14 protein-coding genes are annotated in these 15,785 nt (G+C 62.4%); 9 read left to right on the top strand and 5 right to left on the bottom strand.

Going from position 1 to position 15,785, the window contains the following annotated elements; all coding sequences use genetic code 11:
• Positions 1-162: 162 nt before the first annotated feature.
• The 3 genes from X733_RS137820 to X733_RS1000000169035 all read left to right on the top strand — a co-directional run bounded on the left by X733_RS137820 (position 163) and on the right by X733_RS1000000169035 (position 2,722).
• Entirely contained in the window at positions 163-1,635 is a 1,473-nt protein-coding gene (locus X733_RS137820; RefSeq protein WP_023682451.1) for a protein adenylyltransferase SelO, read from the top strand.
• Positions 1,636-2,333: 698 nt separating this feature from the next.
• Positions 2,334-2,519 carry a hypothetical protein gene (locus X733_RS137815; protein ID WP_023682450.1) on the top strand — a complete coding sequence of 62 codons (186 nt, stop codon included), beginning with the start codon at positions 2,334-2,336 and terminating at the stop codon, positions 2,517-2,519.
• A 2-nt stretch (positions 2,520-2,521) separates the two neighbouring features.
• Complete coding sequence (locus tag X733_RS1000000169035) at positions 2,522-2,722, top strand: hypothetical protein (RefSeq protein ID WP_081731702.1); 201 nt, start codon at positions 2,522-2,524, stop codon at positions 2,720-2,722.
• 697 nt (positions 2,723-3,419) lie between these two features.
• Here X733_RS1000000169035 and X733_RS1000000169950 read toward each other — a convergent pair.
• On the bottom strand, positions 3,420-3,578 hold the full coding sequence (locus X733_RS1000000169950) for a hypothetical protein (protein WP_023682449.1): 159 nt from the start codon (positions 3,576-3,578) through the stop codon (positions 3,420-3,422).
• A gap of 185 nt (positions 3,579-3,763) precedes the next feature.
• A complete protein-coding gene (locus X733_RS137810) occupies positions 3,764-4,066 on the bottom strand; it encodes a DUF982 domain-containing protein (RefSeq protein WP_023682448.1) in 303 nt (100 codons plus the stop codon).
• A 189-nt stretch (positions 4,067-4,255) separates the two neighbouring features.
• Here X733_RS137810 and X733_RS137805 point away from each other — a divergent pair, with 189 nt between their 5' ends.
• From X733_RS137805 to X733_RS137785, 5 genes are all read left to right on the top strand, one after another.
• Positions 4,256-5,317 carry a glycosyltransferase family 4 protein gene (locus X733_RS137805; RefSeq protein ID WP_023715806.1) on the top strand — a complete coding sequence of 354 codons (1,062 nt, stop codon included), beginning with the start codon at positions 4,256-4,258 and terminating at the stop codon, positions 5,315-5,317.
• A 43-nt stretch (positions 5,318-5,360) separates the two neighbouring features.
• On the top strand, positions 5,361-7,523 hold the full coding sequence (locus tag X733_RS137800; RefSeq protein WP_023682446.1) for an amylo-alpha-1,6-glucosidase: 2,163 nt from the start codon (positions 5,361-5,363) through the stop codon (positions 7,521-7,523).
• A gap of 145 nt (positions 7,524-7,668) precedes the next feature.
• The gene (locus tag X733_RS137795) at positions 7,669-9,450 is read left to right on the top strand and encodes a trehalose-6-phosphate synthase (RefSeq protein WP_023682445.1); all 1,782 of its coding nucleotides are present in this window, start codon (positions 7,669-7,671) and stop codon (positions 9,448-9,450) included.
• A complete protein-coding gene (gene otsB / locus X733_RS137790; protein ID WP_023820260.1) occupies positions 9,447-10,235 on the top strand; it encodes a trehalose-phosphatase in 789 nt (262 codons plus the stop codon). Before X733_RS137795 ends, otsB begins: the two co-directional genes overlap by 4 nt.
• Before the next feature lie 199 nt (positions 10,236-10,434).
• Positions 10,435-11,892, top strand: coding sequence for an NCS1 family nucleobase:cation symporter-1 (locus X733_RS137785; protein WP_023688556.1), 1,458 nt, complete (start codon positions 10,435-10,437; stop codon positions 11,890-11,892).
• Between the two features lie 77 nt (positions 11,893-11,969).
• On the opposite strand, the gene X733_RS137780 is transcribed toward X733_RS137785, so the two are convergent.
• The 3 genes from X733_RS137780 to X733_RS137770 form a co-directional block, all read right to left on the bottom strand.
• Positions 11,970-12,506 (bottom strand): DUF1697 domain-containing protein, encoded by a 537-nt coding sequence (locus X733_RS137780; protein ID WP_023820261.1) that lies wholly within the window; start codon positions 12,504-12,506, stop codon positions 11,970-11,972.
• Positions 12,507-12,530: 24 nt separating this feature from the next.
• Positions 12,531-14,159, bottom strand: a complete 1,629-nt coding sequence (locus X733_RS137775) for a CTP synthase (RefSeq protein ID WP_023672693.1) — start codon at positions 14,157-14,159, stop codon at positions 12,531-12,533.
• 163 nt (positions 14,160-14,322) lie between these two features.
• Positions 14,323-15,441, bottom strand: a complete 1,119-nt coding sequence (locus X733_RS137770) for a L,D-transpeptidase (protein ID WP_027049440.1) — start codon at positions 15,439-15,441, stop codon at positions 14,323-14,325.
• 163 nt (positions 15,442-15,604) lie between these two features.
• On the opposite strand from X733_RS137770, the gene X733_RS1000000170515 reads away from it, so the two are divergent.
• On the top strand, positions 15,605-15,785 hold a 181-nt coding region (locus X733_RS1000000170515; RefSeq protein ID WP_210163787.1), incomplete at its 3' end, for a hypothetical protein.

Genomic DNA, 15,785 nt, shown 5'->3' on the forward strand with positions numbered 1-15,785 from the left:
TATCCCGTGCCGGCCTGATGGATCCGGATGGCACCAACGACGTTGCGTCCCTATATGCACAAATGAACACAGGCTCCTCGAGAAGGGAGCTGTTGAACCCCTCTTCAGAGACAGCTTGTCATGACGTCACCTGCGACTGCTGAACAACCCCCGGTCATTCAGATGGGGCTTCCCGCCCTGAGCAACAGCTATGGGCAACTGCCGGAGCGCTTCTTCGCGCAAACAGATCCGAAGCCGGTGTCCGAACCGCGGCTGATCCGGTTCAACCGGCCCCTCGCCGAGGAACTCGGGCTCGATGCCGACCAGCTTACCAGCCCGGATGGAGTGGCGATGCTTGCCGGCAACAGATTTCCGGAAGGCTTGCAGGCAATCGCCCTGGCCTATGCGGGCCACCAGTTCGGAAACTTCGTGCCTCAACTCGGCGACGGGCGCGCTCTGCTGCTTGGCGAAGTAGTGGACGTCAACGGCATTCGCCGTGACATCCAGCTGAAGGGATCGGGACCCACGCGGTTCTCGCGCAACGGTGACGGCCGCGCCGCCCTCGGCCCTGTCCTGCGCGAATATGTCGTCAGCGAAGCGATGGCGGCGCTCGGCATTCCGACGACGCGAAGCCTTGCGGCGGTGCTCACCGGCGACCCGGTCTATCGCGAGGTCCGGCTGCCCGGCGCCGTCCTGACACGGGTGGCGGCAAGCCATATCAGGATCGGCACGTTCCAATATTTCGCCGCGCGCCACGACACCGAGGCGCTCAAGATACTGGCCGACTATGCCATTCAGCGTCACTTCCCACAGCTGGCGGGGGAAGCACGGCCGTACCGGGCTTTGCTGGAGGCCGTTGTCGCCGCACAGGCGGACCTGGTGGCGCGCTGGATGCTGGTCGGCTTCATCCATGGCGTCATGAACACCGACAACATGTCGATCTCGGGCGAGACGATCGACTATGGCCCATGCGCCTTCATGGACGCTTACGACCCCAGCGCGGTGTTCAGTTCGATAGACCGCGCCGGTCGCTATGCCTATGCCAACCAGCCTCGTGTCGCCACATGGAACCTTGCGCGCTTTGCCGAGACCCTGCTGCCGCTCATGAGCACGGACGAGAATGAAGCAGTGTCTGAAGGGGAAGAGGTGCTGAGGTCGTTCCAGGCCTCCTATGAGGCTGTGTTGCAGCGCGGCTTCCGCAGAAAACTCGGACTGCTGACCGAAGCGGAAGGCGACTTGCAACTCGCTGCCGACTTTCTGGACGTGCTGGCTCACGGCGAAGCGGATTTTACGCTCGGCTTCCGGCGCCTGGGCGATGACCTCGACGCTGCGGACGGCCAAGGCACGGCGCGGCAGTTGTTTAAGGATCCAGGCTCATTCGATGCCTGGTCGGCGCGGTGGCGCCAGCGCATTGCAAGCGAAGTAGCCGACACGGCCACGCGCCGGGCAGCCATGCAATCCGTCAATCCCAAATTCATCCCCCGCAATCATCGCATCGAGGCGATGATCCAGGCGGCGTTGGGCGGCGACTTCACACCGTTCGAGGAGATCCTGGCGGTCGTCAGCCGTCCCTTCGATGAGCAGCCGGGAATGGAACGCTATGCTGAGCCGCCACGCCCGGATGAGCGCGTCCTGCAGACATTCTGCGGTACATGAGACATTCGTGATGGTCGCTTAACATGTGCAAATGCGGAAGACCCATTTGCAAGCTAACGTCCCGGGGACTCTCGTAAGGGCTGAGCTATGACGATCATAGAATTGGCATTCGAATTGCTGGCACGGAAGCTCGTAGACCGTACCGGAATATCAGACGAAGATGCTCGAGACCTTGTCGCAGCCATGGGAGCTGACTGGTCATCGCTCGTGCGAGCAGCGAGGGCGATCAAAGAGACTTAGGTCTTTTGACGTCGTTTTAGCTGCCATCAGCTGCGGGCAGATCGGACCAGAGGCTGCTGCCGCGATCCAGGCGCGACACCGCGCTCGTCACCCACCGATCATGTCAGCAACGTGGTCAAGCACTGTATTTCGGTCGCTCCAAATCGACCGGATACAACACGCTGCTCTCCTGAAAGCCACTGCAGCCCGCTACGCAAGTCGCCGGAAGCTCGCAATAAACTGCGATGGCAGCCCAGTCTTAGGATTTATATTGCAGGCCCGCACCACTGGCGGGGCGACGCGGGCCCGCCCAGAGATTGCCTGTCCTCGACCAGCAACGCGGGCCGCTGCCGTTCCTTGAAATCCGCGTTGGGAGTCAGATTCCGTCGGCACCGAAAAGCACAGGTGCTGACGAAGCAGACGGAACTTCCCCCCACGATCACGGTTTGGAGTCACGATACCAACCCGAGGAGATGCAGATGTCGAGCAAAATGCCGCCCGTGCCGCCTGAGAACCAGAGCCAGAAGGGTCGAGGAGAAGGGCGACAGATCAGCCACGATGATGCCCAGCACGGCACTCACGGAGCGCCGGATCCGGAGCGCCAAGGGCAGCAAGCCAACACCAAGGTCAACACAACTCATCAGGGCCGTCAGCAGGATCGGTGATCATGTCCACATCGAAGAAACACCCGAACACGATCCGGCAGGGCGGGCCAGGCGCATCGCACGAGAACGCCAGAAAACCCCTGCAGGTCAACAAACCCCCGGCGGATGAAGACCGTCGATCCAAAAGCCGAGTTTCAGGGGGTGGCGGTGAAAAGGACAGTCATCATTCGCACAATCCAGCCAAGAAGGGCGGCAACAGTTGAACCCACGGCTTTGTGAATGATTGTGCTAAAGCGCCGCGTGTGCATGTCATTGTCTCACAACCGAGCCATTTTTGAGTGATGCATTAGCCGGGCCAGGGTAAGGATCGGCGAGTCCAGACGCCCGGAAAAAACCGGAGGCCGTGGGCCCGCACCACTGGCGGAGCGATGCGGGCCCGGCCAAGGGTTACGGCCCTCGACCAGCAGCGAGGGGCTCGCTGCCGCATCCAGAACAAGCCCCGTAATTTCAGGTTCCGCTTATATACAAAAAAGCCGGCCACCTTTCGGCAGCCGGCCAGTTCCAACAGAACAAGGGAACGTGCACTGATGGGGCAGTGCAACGCCCGAAGTGTTTCGAGGCGACGATGTTCCAGGGGANCGGCCACCTTTCGGCAGCCGGCCAGTTCCAACAGAACAAGGGAACGTGCACTGATGGGGCAGTGCAACGCCCGAAGCGTTTCGAGGCGACGATGTTCCACGGAAATCCACGGATTCGCCGTTTCGATCTACATTGGCCGGATGGAAAGATCTTTGACGATCTCCCAAGTTCTGGGTGAGCCCAGTCCGACGTGTGGCGCCCGGTCTGCGCCTTTGCCCTCTATGCGGCCAGCAACATCATCCTTGAAGAATGCCCGCCGCGGCTGCCGCGCGCGTCAACACCGGCGTGCAATTGGTCGAGCGCGCGGCAGACCGGGGACTGTCAATGCGAGCGTCTGTCGACGTAGGTGTAGACGCCGGCCCCAATGGCGACCGCGCCGACCGTGATCACGATCGATGGCGCGCCCATCAAACTGGCAAGGACCGCCCAGATGAGGGCGATGACGATAGCGCCGAGTGTTCCCAGGATCAGTCTCGGCATTGTCTATCCCTCCACGTTCGGACCGCCCGTGGATTGGTCGTCACCCACCGGTCATGCGAAACGCCGCATGAAAGCACAGTGTGGCCCATGAGGTGAAGGGCCGCGTCGGAATACTCCGGTGCGAAAAAGATGATGCCCGCGCCGCCAAAGCCCGGGTGTTCAATAGCCAAATGGCTGGACGGCGTCTAGCGCCTCAGCGCGCGGACTTCCGCCATGCTTTCGCCGCCCATCGGCAGGGCCATGTCATCATCGAGCAGCCGGGTGATGCGGGCAAAGCCCGTGAACGCCTTCCTGGCTGCTTCGGCCGACATTCTGCCCGACAGGGCCGCGGAGCAGCAATTCACGGCGCACTGATACACAGGCCCACGCCGTCCCAATGGCCATTTCTGCAAAAAGACCATCGCTTCGGCAACGCTGTCGACTTCCTCGACGGGGTGTCCCTGCCCGCGCGCAATGCGCACGGGCGTAAAGAAATGCAAGCGGTCCATTTTGTTCTCTCCCTGGTCGGCCGCAGCGCGGACCAACCCTATTAAATTCGCGGATAGCGCGTTTGTTCCGCTTATTGCAAAAAAATCTGCGCCGGTGGGCTTGGGTTGCCGACGCCCGCTTTTGTCCGGAACGTTAGGCCGGCTGATGCATTTCGCTCTCGTGATTGCCTTGAGGGACACGTTCAAACCATGCGGATAGCCCATGTCGCCCCTTTGCACGAATCGGTGCCGCCCCTTCTCTATGGCGGCACCGAGCGCATCGTTTCCTATCTGACCGAAGGGCTGGTCAAACTCGGCCATGAGGTGACGCTGTTCGCCAGCGGCGACAGCCGGACGTCGGCCAGACTGATACCAGGACGCGAACGCGCGCTGCGCCTCGATCCGCGTCCGCTGAAATCGGACACGGCGGCGCATCTTGCGATGCTTGCCGATGTGAGGAACCGAGCCCACGACTTTGATATCATTCATTTTCATCTCAGCCATTTCCTGCATTTCTCGTTCTTCGAGACCATGCCGGACAAGACGGTGACGACGCCTCATGGCCGGCTCGATTATGTCGATCTGGCGCCAGCCTATGAGCGCTTTCCGCGCTTTCCGCTGGTCTCGATCTCACACAGCCAGAAGACCGGGCTTGCGAATGCCAATTGGCTGGCCACCATCCATCACGGGCTGCCGACGGGTCTCTATCAGCCGACCTTCGAGACGGCGGCGGGCGAACCATACCTTGCCTTTCTCGGCCGGCTTTCGCGCGACAAGCGGCCGGACCGGGCCATCGACATCGCCTTGCGGTCGGGCATGAAGCTCAAGCTGGCGGCCAAGATCGGCGACGATGATCGCGCCTATTTCCATGAGACGATCGAGCCCTTGATCGATGGCAACCGCATCGACTATGTCGGCGAGATCGCCGAGGGTGAGAAGACTGAATTCCTCGGCAATGCCGCTGGTCTCCTGTTTCCGATAGACTGGCCCGAGCCGTTCGGCCTTGCCGCGATCGAGGCGATGGCGTGCGGTACGCCAACCATCGGCTGGAACTGCGGTGCGTTGCCGGAAGTCATCGACCATGGCGTCACCGGATTTGTCGTCGATTCTCTCCATGCCGCGGTCGCCGCAGTGCCGGCCTTGCTGCAGCTCGACCGGCGAAAGGTGCGCGCCGTCTTCGAAAGTCGGTTCTCCGCCAACAGGATGGCGCGCGACTATCTCACTGCCTATGCGCGTCTCATCGGCGCCCCGGCTGAATCGAAAGCGTCGTGAACGACGGCGGACGTTCCGAGCCCGAAACAGAGATTTGTGACTGATGACCGAACTTGACGAGCGCAAGCTCGACCCTGCCGTGGCCCTTGCCTCCCTGGACGAAACCGCGCCGCGCGAGCCGCACCGGCTGTTTGCCCTAAAGCAAGGCGACTGTTTTGCCGTGGCCGATGCCTACGGCGATATCAGGGGCGCGGGCGACGGTTTCTTCCGTGACGACACCCGGGTGCTGTCGGAGTTCAGGCTCACCGTCGGCGGCCGGCAGACATCGCTGCTCGGCGCCTCGCTCAGCCAGGACAATGTGCTGTTCACCAGCAATATGACCAATTTGCCGATGCAAAGCGTCGGTGGCCGCGACATCCCGCAGGGCGCCATCCATATCGAGCGCGTCAGGCTGTTGTGGCAGGACCGGCTGTTCGAGCGCATCACCCTTTCCAACTACAGCCAGGAGCATTCGGCAATCCGCGTCTCGCTGCATTTTGCCGCCGATTTCCGGGACATGTTCGAGGTCCGCGGTTCGACCCGGCCGAAGCGCGGAATGGCGCATGCAGCGGAGATCGAGCCTGCCTCGGTGCTGCTGCGCTATGACGGACTGGACGGGCTGGCGCGGGTGTCGGCGATCTCGTTCTCGCAGCCGCCGGACCAGCTGAGCGCCGAGCGCGCGGATTTCCTCATCGCAGTGACCAAGCGCAGCAGCAAGATGCTTTACGTCGAGGTCGGCGCGGAACTGACCGAAACGCCCGACCGCGACCGCTTCCGGGCGGCCGCGGCGCGCGCCCGTTTCGGCATGCGGGCCAAGCGCCGCCATGGCGCGACGGTGCACAGTTCGGGCCGCGTCTTCAACGATTGGGTCGAACGCGCTCGCGCCGATGTCGCCTTGCTGACCACCGAGCTGTCGACCGGCCCTTACCCCTATGCCGGCATCCCCTGGTTTTCGACGGCCTTCGGCCGTGACGGCGTCATCTCGGCGCTGCAGATGCTATGGCTCAACCCCGGCCTGGCGCGCGGCGTGCTTGCCTTCCTCGCCCAGCACCAGGCGACCGAGACATCGCCTTTCAGCGACTCGCAGCCCGGCAAGATCATGCACGAGACACGCAAGGGCGAGATGGTGGCGCTGCAGGAGCTACCCTTCGGCCGCTACTATGGCGGCGTCGATACCACGCCGCTCTACATCCACCTCGCTTGCGCCTATGCCGAGCGCACCGGCGACATGGACTTCATCGCCAGCCTGTGGCCGTCTCTCTGCGCCGCCGCCAAGTGGACGGAAGAGGCGAGCCGCGCAACCGGCTTCGTCACCTATCAGCGCGCTGCCGAATCCGGCCTTGCGAACCAGGGCTGGAAGGACAGCTTCGACTCGGTCTTCCACGCCGACGGCCGCATTCCCAAGGGGCCGATCGCGCTGGTCGAAGTGCAGGGTTATGTCTTCGCCGCCTTCAGGGGCCTTGCCGCTCTCGCCCGCCGCCGGGGCGAGTTCGCGCAGGCCGAGCACTGGGAAAATCGCGCCGAAGAGATGCGGATCGCCGTCGAGCGTGATTTCTGGCTGGACGATCTCGGCTTCTATGCGCTGGCGATCGACGGCGCCGGAGAGCCGTGCAAGGTGCGCACGTCGAATGCCGGACACCTGCTCTATGTCGGCCTGCCCGAACCGGCGCGGGCTAAGATGGTCGCCGACCAGTTGCTTTCGGCTTCCTTCCACTCCGGCTGGGGGGTGCGAACGCTTTCCGACGATGCTGTGCTGTTCAACCCGATGTCGTACCACAATGGTTCCATCTGGCCGCATGACACGGCGATGTGCGGCGCCGGCCTGGCGCGGTTCGGCGAGCGTGACAGCGTGGTGCGGCTGATGAGCGGCACGTTCGAATCCGCCGTGCATTTCAACATGCGGCTGCCGGAACTGTTCTGCGGCTTTACCCGCTCGCCGGGTGAAGCACCGATCGCCTACCCCGTCGCCTGCCTGCCGCAAGCCTGGTCGGCAGGCTCGGCCTTCATGCTGATGCAGGCGTGCCTCGGTCTGGAAATCGACGGCTGGAACGGCGAAATCCACGTCACTCGACCCCGTTTGCCGATCGGCATCGATACGCTGACGCTCAGGCATCTGGGTGTCGCCGAAAAGAGGGTCGATCTTACCTTTCAGCGCGTCGGCGACCGCGTCGTCGCCTTTCTCGCCGACCGCCATGAGGGGCTGGTTCCGCTGATCGTGCGGACATGATCGGAACGGCTTTCAACGGGAACCGATCCCAGGGTTTGTGCGTTGCAAAAAACACAGGTTCTCACGGGCGATCGTCGGCTGCGAACACTCAAAATCGAACCATGAAGAAAAAGGCCCTGACGGCCAAAATTGAGTTGGAATTGGAATGACTGATTATGGCATGGCCCTGCTCTGGGTCTTGATCCTTGCAAGCCTTGGCCTTTCGATTCTAGCCGTTCTGTTATCGATCTCCAGGCAACGTCGTAGCCATAGCTTGACGGTTGCACCGACTGCCGGCGAGGACGTCGCATCGGAAGCGACGCGCAAGGTCTTGCGGGAGTTCGAGAAGAACGGACAATCTCCCGACGCGGCGCTGGTGAACTGGTCGCCCGACACCTTGCGCAAGATACTTGCCGACGACCTGCCGGACGCGCAGGTCATCGTCGTCTCGAACCGGGAACCCTATATCCACAACATCAAGGACGACGGCGTCGAGCTTCTGGTGCCGGCCAGCGGCCTGGTGTCGGCGCTTGAGCCTATCACCCGCGCCTGCAGCGGCACCTGGATCGCCTATGGCGGCGGAACGGCGGATCGTCTGACGGTCGATAGCAACGATCGGGTTCAGGTGCCGCCGGACAATCCGTCCTATACGCTGCGCCGCGTGTGGCTGAGCGACGACGAATATCAGGGCTACTATCTCGGCTTTGCCAATGAAGGGCTTTGGCCGCTCTGCCATATCGCCTTCACCCGGCCGGTCTTCCGTGCCTCGGACTGGGAGGCCTATGAGGCCGTCAACCGCAAATTCGCCGATATGGTGGTTGCCGAGGCGCGCAATGAGCGGCCGATCGTGCTGGTTCAGGATTACCATTTCGCGCTCCTGCCGCGCATGATCCGCGAGCGCCTGCCGGAGGCGATCATCATCACCTTCTGGCACATCCCGTGGCCGAACTCCGAAGTGTTCAGCATCTGCCCATGGCGCGAACGCGTTCTTGATGGACTGCTCGGGAGCTCGATCATCGGCTTTCACACCCAGTTTCATGCCAATAATTTCACTGAAAGCGTAGACCGGTTCCTGGAAAGCCGCATCGAGCGCGCCGACGCCGCGATCTCGTATGGCGGGCGGACGACCCTGGTGCACGCCTATCCCATCTCCATCGAATGGCCGGCCGAACTCCTGGCCAAACTGCCGCCGGTCGAGGAAAGCCGCGCCCGCCTGCGTGAGCGGTTCGGCCTGTCGGCGGACGTCAAGCTGTGCGTCGGCGTCGAGCGCCTGGACTACACCAAGGGCATCCTCGACCGCTTCCATGCGCTGGACGAATTGTTTACGCGCCACCCCGAGTGGATCGGCAAGGTAGTGTTCCTGCAGATTGCTGCCCCAAGCCGCGGCACGCTGCCGGCGTACCAGCAATTGCACGATGAATGCCTGCGTTATGCCAACGAGCTCAACCAGCGCTACGGTCATGACGGCTACAAGCCCGTGGTCATGGTGGCTGAGCACCATTCGCAGCAACAGGTCTATGAGATCTATCGCGCCGCCGACATCTGCATGGTCACCAGCCTGCATGACGGCATGAACCTCGTAGCCAAGGAATTCGTCGCCGCGCGTGACGACGAACAGGGCGTGCTGTTGCTCAGCACGTTTGCCGGCGCGTCGCGCGAACTGCTGGAAGCACTGATCGTCAATCCTTACGACGCGGCGATGATGAGCCAGGTGCTGCTGCAGGCGCTGACCATGTCACCGGACGAACAACGCGAGCGCATGCGCCCGATGCGCGAAATAGTGCGCGACAACAATGTCTTTCGCTGGGCCGGCAGCATGCTGCTCGATGCGGCGCGCCTGCGCAAACGCGGCGACCTCGAAAGAGCGACAAGTGTCGCCGAGCGGCCCGCAAACACCGACACCAACATCGTCTCGCTGTTCGACCGCATGCGGAAGGTGGCGTCATGAATAGCCTGTCAAAAGCACCGGGCCTGCCAACCGCACCCGACCTGCCGGAAGGACAATGGGCGCTTTTCCTCGATATCGACGGCACGTTGCTGGAGCACGCGGCGCACCCCGACGCCGTGTCCGTAAGCGACGAACTGCGCAACCTCCTCGGCGTCGTCGATGAACGGCTGGACGGCGCTGTCGCCTTTATCACCGGCCGCTCGGTCGGAGGCGCCGACCGCCTGTTTCATCCGTTGAAGCTGCGTGTTGCCGGTCTCTATGGGCTGGAACACCGGCTGACGCCGGACGGCCCGGTCGTTACCGCCGATGCTCCCGCCGATATCGCTGCCCTTGCCGACGCCATCGAGGCCGAACTGGATGACGGCCTTGTTCATATCGAGCGCAAGGGTCCGATCCTCGCCATCCATACGCGTGCGGCGCCGCATCTGCTGGCCAGGGCAACGCATCTTGCCGAACAGGCATTGACCGAGCTTCCCAAGGGCTATCGGGTTATCCCGGGCAACGCCGGCGTCGAACTCATGCCGCTCGAAGCAGCCAAGGGCGCTGCCGTGCGGCGTTTCATGGCAATCCCGCCCTTTGCCGGACGGCGGCCGGTCTTTCTCGGCGACGACACCGCCGACGAAAACGGTTTCGAGGCGATCAACGAGGCCGGCGGCATCTCGATCCGGGTCAAGCCGCGTGGGCCGACCGTGGCCCAATACAGGCTCGATGATGTCACCTGCGCGATAGCTTGGCTTGCCGCCAATTTCGACGCATCACCGGCCCTCAACCGCAAAGCGTCCTGATCGCTGCCCCTGCGGATCGAATCAAGATCGCCGCGTTTGCGCCGACCTTCGCCAAAAGCCGATCGATAAGCGCTGTTCTCATTGAATATCTTTAAGGCCAAAGCCGGCAAATGGATTGCTTGCCGGTTCCCCTGCGTCAGGCATAACCTGCGCAGTCGACGCGTGAGGGCGCGTGCGGCATCAAGGGGAGGACATCGCAGTGACCATACAAGGCGCATCACCCGATCTATACAATGAGGATCTGGCTCCGGCCAAAGTCCGAAACTGGGGGCCGTTCTCGATCTTCAACGTCTGGACGTCGGACGTCCACAGCCTCTGGGGCTATTATCTCGCCGCAAGCCTGTTCCTGTTTTGCGGCGGCTTCGTCAATTTCATCATCGCCATCGGCATCGGTTCGCTGATCATCTACGCGCTGATGAACATGGTCGGCTATGCCGGCGTGAAGACCGGCGTGCCCTACCCCGTGCTGGCGCGCGCCTCCTTCGGCATCTGGGGCGCCAACATTCCGGCCCTGGTGCGCGCCATCGTAGCCTGCTTCTGGTACGGCGCGCAGACGGCGGCGGCATCGGGCGCGATCGTGGCGTTGCTGATCCGCTCGCAATGGTTCGCCGATTTCAACGCCAACACGCATTTCCTCGGCCACACGGGTCTGGAAGTGATCTGTTTTGTGGTCATCTGGGCACTGCAATTGCTGATCATCCAGAACGGCATGGAAACGGTGCGCCGCTTCCAGGATTGGGCCGGCCCGGCGGTGTGGGTGATGATGTTGATCCTGGCGATCTATCTCTGTGTAAAATCCGGGAGATTTGCCTTTACCAGCGACATCCCGATGGATGTGCTGCTCGACAAGACAAAGGATGCCGGCGTACCCGGAACCCCTGGCTCCTGGACGTCGCTGTTTGCGGTGGCCGCGATCTGGGTCACCTATTTCTCGGCGCTCTATCTCAATTTCTGCGATTTCGCCCGCTATGCCCCAGACAAGGCATCGCTGCGCAAGGGCAACATCTGGGGCCTGCCGATCAATCTCATCCTGTTCTCGCTGGTCGCCGGCGTGACCACCATCGCTGCCTTCGACGTCTATGGCGAAGTGCTTCTGCATCCCGACCAGATCTCGGCGAAATTCGACAGCTGGTTCCTGGCAGCGCTTGCAGCCCTGACTTTTGCCGTGGCAACGCTCGGCATCAATGTGGTGGCAAACTTCGTCTCGCCGGCCTTCGACTTCTCCAATGTCTTTCCCCGGCAGATCGACTTCAAGAAGGGCGGCTATATCGCAGCTGTGATCGCGCTGGTGCTTTATCCCTTCGCGCCGTGGGAAGGCAGTGCCGCGTCTTTCGTCAACGTCATCGGCGCGACGATGGGGCCGATCTTCGGGGTGATGATGGTCGACTACTATCTGATCCGGAAGGGCGAGGTCGACGTCGAGGCACTGTACCGCGAAGATGGCGAGTTCCGCTTCCAGGGCGGCTGGCACGTCAACGCCTTCATAGCCGCCGGCATCGGCGCCATCTTCTCCTCGGTCCTGCCGAACTTCACCAACTTGCTGCCGGCATGGTGGGGCGTTTATGGCTGGTTCTTCGGCGTCGGCATTGCAGGGGTCATCTACTACGTCCTTCGCACCGCCGCCCTTGGCGCAGGGGCCAGGACGGCGAAGGCGTGAAATGAGAGATAGGGAGTAGTCAGTAGTCAGTAGGGGAATAGTATAATCCCTACTCCCTACTCCCTACTCCCTACTCCCTACTCCACCATCTCAGCCAACCTCCGCACCGTGTTCCAGTTGCGTGCGGTGCCGATGCCCATGCGCTTGTGGTTCATGGCAGCGAGCAGCCGCGAGCTTGGCCGCTCGCGCGAAAAGACGACCCAGATGTCGCCGTCGACCGAAGCCACCTTCTCGTCCTCGGCGGCATAGGCCTGGAGCGCGGCCACACCATCCGCTGGCGCTGGCTTGCGCATCACCCGCACAGCCACCTGATCGCCTGCCTCGGCAGAGTCGGCCGGGAATGGGTTGCCGGCGGCAAGTTTCAGCCAATCCTCGGCAGTGCGCACGATGATGACGACATTGCGGCCGAAGGTTTTTTCGAAGGCCGTTTCCAGCCGCTGTTCCAGCTTGGCGATGCCAGTCGCCCGTGTCTCGAAGACCAGATTACCGGTCGCCACCAGGGTGCGCGGGTTCTTCAGCCCAAGGTGTTCAGCCATCGCCTTGAGGTCGGCCATGACGACCCGGCGGCCTTCGCCGAGGATGATGCTGTAGAGCAGCGCAACATAGGTCTGCATCAGCTGCGAAACCTCACCGTGGCCCTAGACCAGCCGCGACTGGTCCACCGCGGCCGAGATGAAGCTGGCGAACAGCGGATGCGGCTCAAGCGGCCGGCTCTTCAGCTCCGGGTGATACTGGACGCCGATAAACCAGGGATGGTCGGGATATTCGACGGTTTCCGGCAGCACGCCGTCGGGCGACATGCCGGCAAACACCAGGCCGCAATCCTCAAGCCGCTCCTTGTAGTCGATGTTGACCTCGTAGCGATGGCGATGGCGCTCGGAAATCTGGGTGTCGCCATAGATGTCGGCGATCTTCGAACCCTTGGCGAGTTCGGCCTGATAGGCGCCAAGCCGCATGGTGCCGCCGAGATCGCCCGTTTCGCGGCGCTTCTCCAGCATGTTGCCTTTCAGCCATTCGGTCATCAGGCCGACGACGGGCTCGTCCGTCGGACCGAATTCGGTCGACGAGGCGTGTTCGACGCCGGCCAGCGAGCGCGCCGCCTCGATGCAGGCCATCTGCATGCCGAAGCAGATGCCGAAATACGGCACCTTGCGCTCGCGGGCGAATTTCGCCGCCAGGATCTTGCCTTCCGAGCCGCGCTCGCCGAAGCCGCCGGGCACCAGGATGCCATGCACCTTTTCCAGCCACGGCGTGGGGTCTTCCTTCTCGAAAATCTCGCTCTCGATCCAGTCGAGCTTGACCTTGACGCGGTTGGCCATGCCGCCATGCGACAAAGCCTCGATCAGCGATTTGTAGGCATCCTTGAGGCCGGTGTATTTGCCGACGATGGCAATCGTCACCTCGCCCTCCGGATTGTGGATGCGGTTGGACACGGCCTGCCAAGGCTCCATGCGCGGCTTCGGCGCCGGATCGATACCGAAGGCGGCCAGCACTTCCGAATCGAGCCCTTCCTTGTGGTAAGCCATCGGCACGTCATAGATGTGGGGCACGTCGAGCGCCTGGATGACGGCACTTTCGCGCACATTGCAGAACAGCGACAGTTTTCTGCGCTCTTCCTTGGGGATGGCGCGGTCGGCGCGGACCAGCAGGATATCGGGCGCGATGCCGATGCCGCGCAGTTCCTTGACCGAATGCTGGGTCGGCTTGGTCTTCAGCTCGCCAGCCGTCGGGATGTAAGGCATCAAGGTCAGGTGGACATAGACGGCGTTGTTGCGCGGCAGATCGTTGCCGAGCTGGCGGATAGCCTCGAGAAACGGCATCGCCTCGATATCGCCAACCGTGCCGCCGATCTCGCACAGCACGAAATCATAGTCGTCATTGCCGTCGAGCACGAAATTCTTGATCTCGTCGGTGACATGCGGAATGACCTGCACGGTGGCGCCGAGATAGTCGCCGCGCCGTTCGCGCTCGATGATGTTCTTGTAGATGCGGCCGGTGGTGATGTTGTCCTGCTGGTTGGCCGAGCGGCCGGTGAAGCGCTCGTAATGGCCAAGATCGAGATCGGTCTCGGCGCCGTCATCGGTGACGAAAACCTCGCCATGCTGGTAAGGCGACATCGTTCCGGGATCGACATTGAGATAGGGATCGAGCTTTTTGATGCGTGCGCGATAGCCTCGCGCCTGCAAGAGAGCCCCAAGGGCCGCTGCAGCGATGCCTTTTCCTAGTGAGGAAACCACGCCGCCTGTGATGAATACATATCGCGCCATGGGAGTTATCGCTTAACGCGGCCGAATTGATTCCGCCAGAGAAAAAACCGCCGCTGAGGCTTTTTCAAGAGAAGGCGCGATAGTCCAGAGGTTCGAGACTGGTGTTTTGGTCAAAACAAAAGGGCCGGCAAAAGCCGGCCCTTTCGGCAGGTTTGTGAAAGCGTCAGATGATGACGACCTTGGTGCCGACCCTGACGCGGCTGTAGAGGTCCATGACGTGCTCGTTGATCATGCGGAAGCAGCCATTGGAGGCGCTGGTTCCGATCGACTGCGGCGCGATGGTGCCGTGGATGCGCAGATGCGTGTCCTTCTTGCCGTCGTAGAGATAAATGGCGCGGGCGCCGAGCGGGTTCTGGCCGCCGCCGGGCATGCCGTCCTTGTACTGGCCATAATGCTTGGGTTCGCGCTTCTGCATGTCGAGCGTCGGGATCCAGCGCGGCCATTCCTGCTTGTCGCCAACGGCAACCTTGCCCTTGAACTGCAGGCCTTCGCGGCCGACCGCGATCGCATAGCGGCGGGCGGTGAAAGCCGATTCGACGAGGTAGAGGCGGCGCGCGCTGGTATCGATGACGATCGTACCCGGCTCATAGCCGCTGAATTCGACGTCCTGCGGCACGAATTCCGGCTTCACCTTGAACTGCTTCTTGGCTTGCCGCTTGGCGAGAGCCTGGTCGAGCGCGCGCGTTTCGGGGAGATAGGCAATCGACGAGGCAGAGGACGTGCCGCCGAACAGGCCGGCGAACAGTCCGCCGCTCGTCGGCTTCTGGCCCGGGGCCTCGCTGCGCAATTCGCCATTGTTGCCGGTCAGCGCGATATTCATCGCTTCGGCCGGAAGCGGTTCAGCCGATTCGATCGGCTCGATCGGCGCGATCGGGTCAACCGGAGCGATGATCTTGGTGGTCTTCTTGCCTGGCTTGGCGTCGGCAACCACGACCGGCTTGCCCTTGCTTGCCAGGAACGCTTGGCGCTGGGCATCGGCCCTGGCTTTCGCCGCATCGCGCATCGCCAGCTTGCGGGCCTCGAGCGCCTTGACGCGGGCGAGATCCCTGTCGGCGGCGATCTTGTCTTCGAGCTTGCTGATCTGAGCCAGATCATCCGGGCTCGGGTTTTTCTTCTTCTTGAGAAGCTTCAGCTGCGTCGCATCGCTCTTGGCGGCGACGTTGATGACAGCGGTTTTGCCAACCGCCTGCGGTGAGGTCATTGCCGGAGTGCCGGCGAAGGCCGCGGAGCTCATGCCGAATACGGCACAAAACCCCATGAAAATGAAGCTGCGAAGCTGCATGGCGAAGATCCGATCGTTCAATGCTTGTTGCCCACGGCGTCGCCCGGCGCCCCCCAAGGGCGCAGAAAGTGCCGCCGGCAATCTATAATCGAAGTGGCGTACGGGCCTCAAGCACGGGGTGCGGTCGAATCTTCGTGATCGTGTGCCATTTGCCGCGACTGTGTTGAAACAACAACAGATCGCGGCATCTGACGCTACCGACTACTGGTTCGGAACCTGCGGTGTCACCGGCAAGGTAACGCCATTGGTAGCCGGCGGCGTAGCCGAATCGGTTGCAGGTGGCGTCGCCGGAGATGGAGCCGTCGCCGGGGCCGTGGTGGCGGGCGGCGTGGTGGCGGCGCCGT

The organism is Mesorhizobium sp. L2C066B000 (assembly GCF_000502335.1).
In the GTDB taxonomy this organism is placed as follows: Bacteria; Pseudomonadota; Alphaproteobacteria; order Rhizobiales; family Rhizobiaceae; genus Mesorhizobium.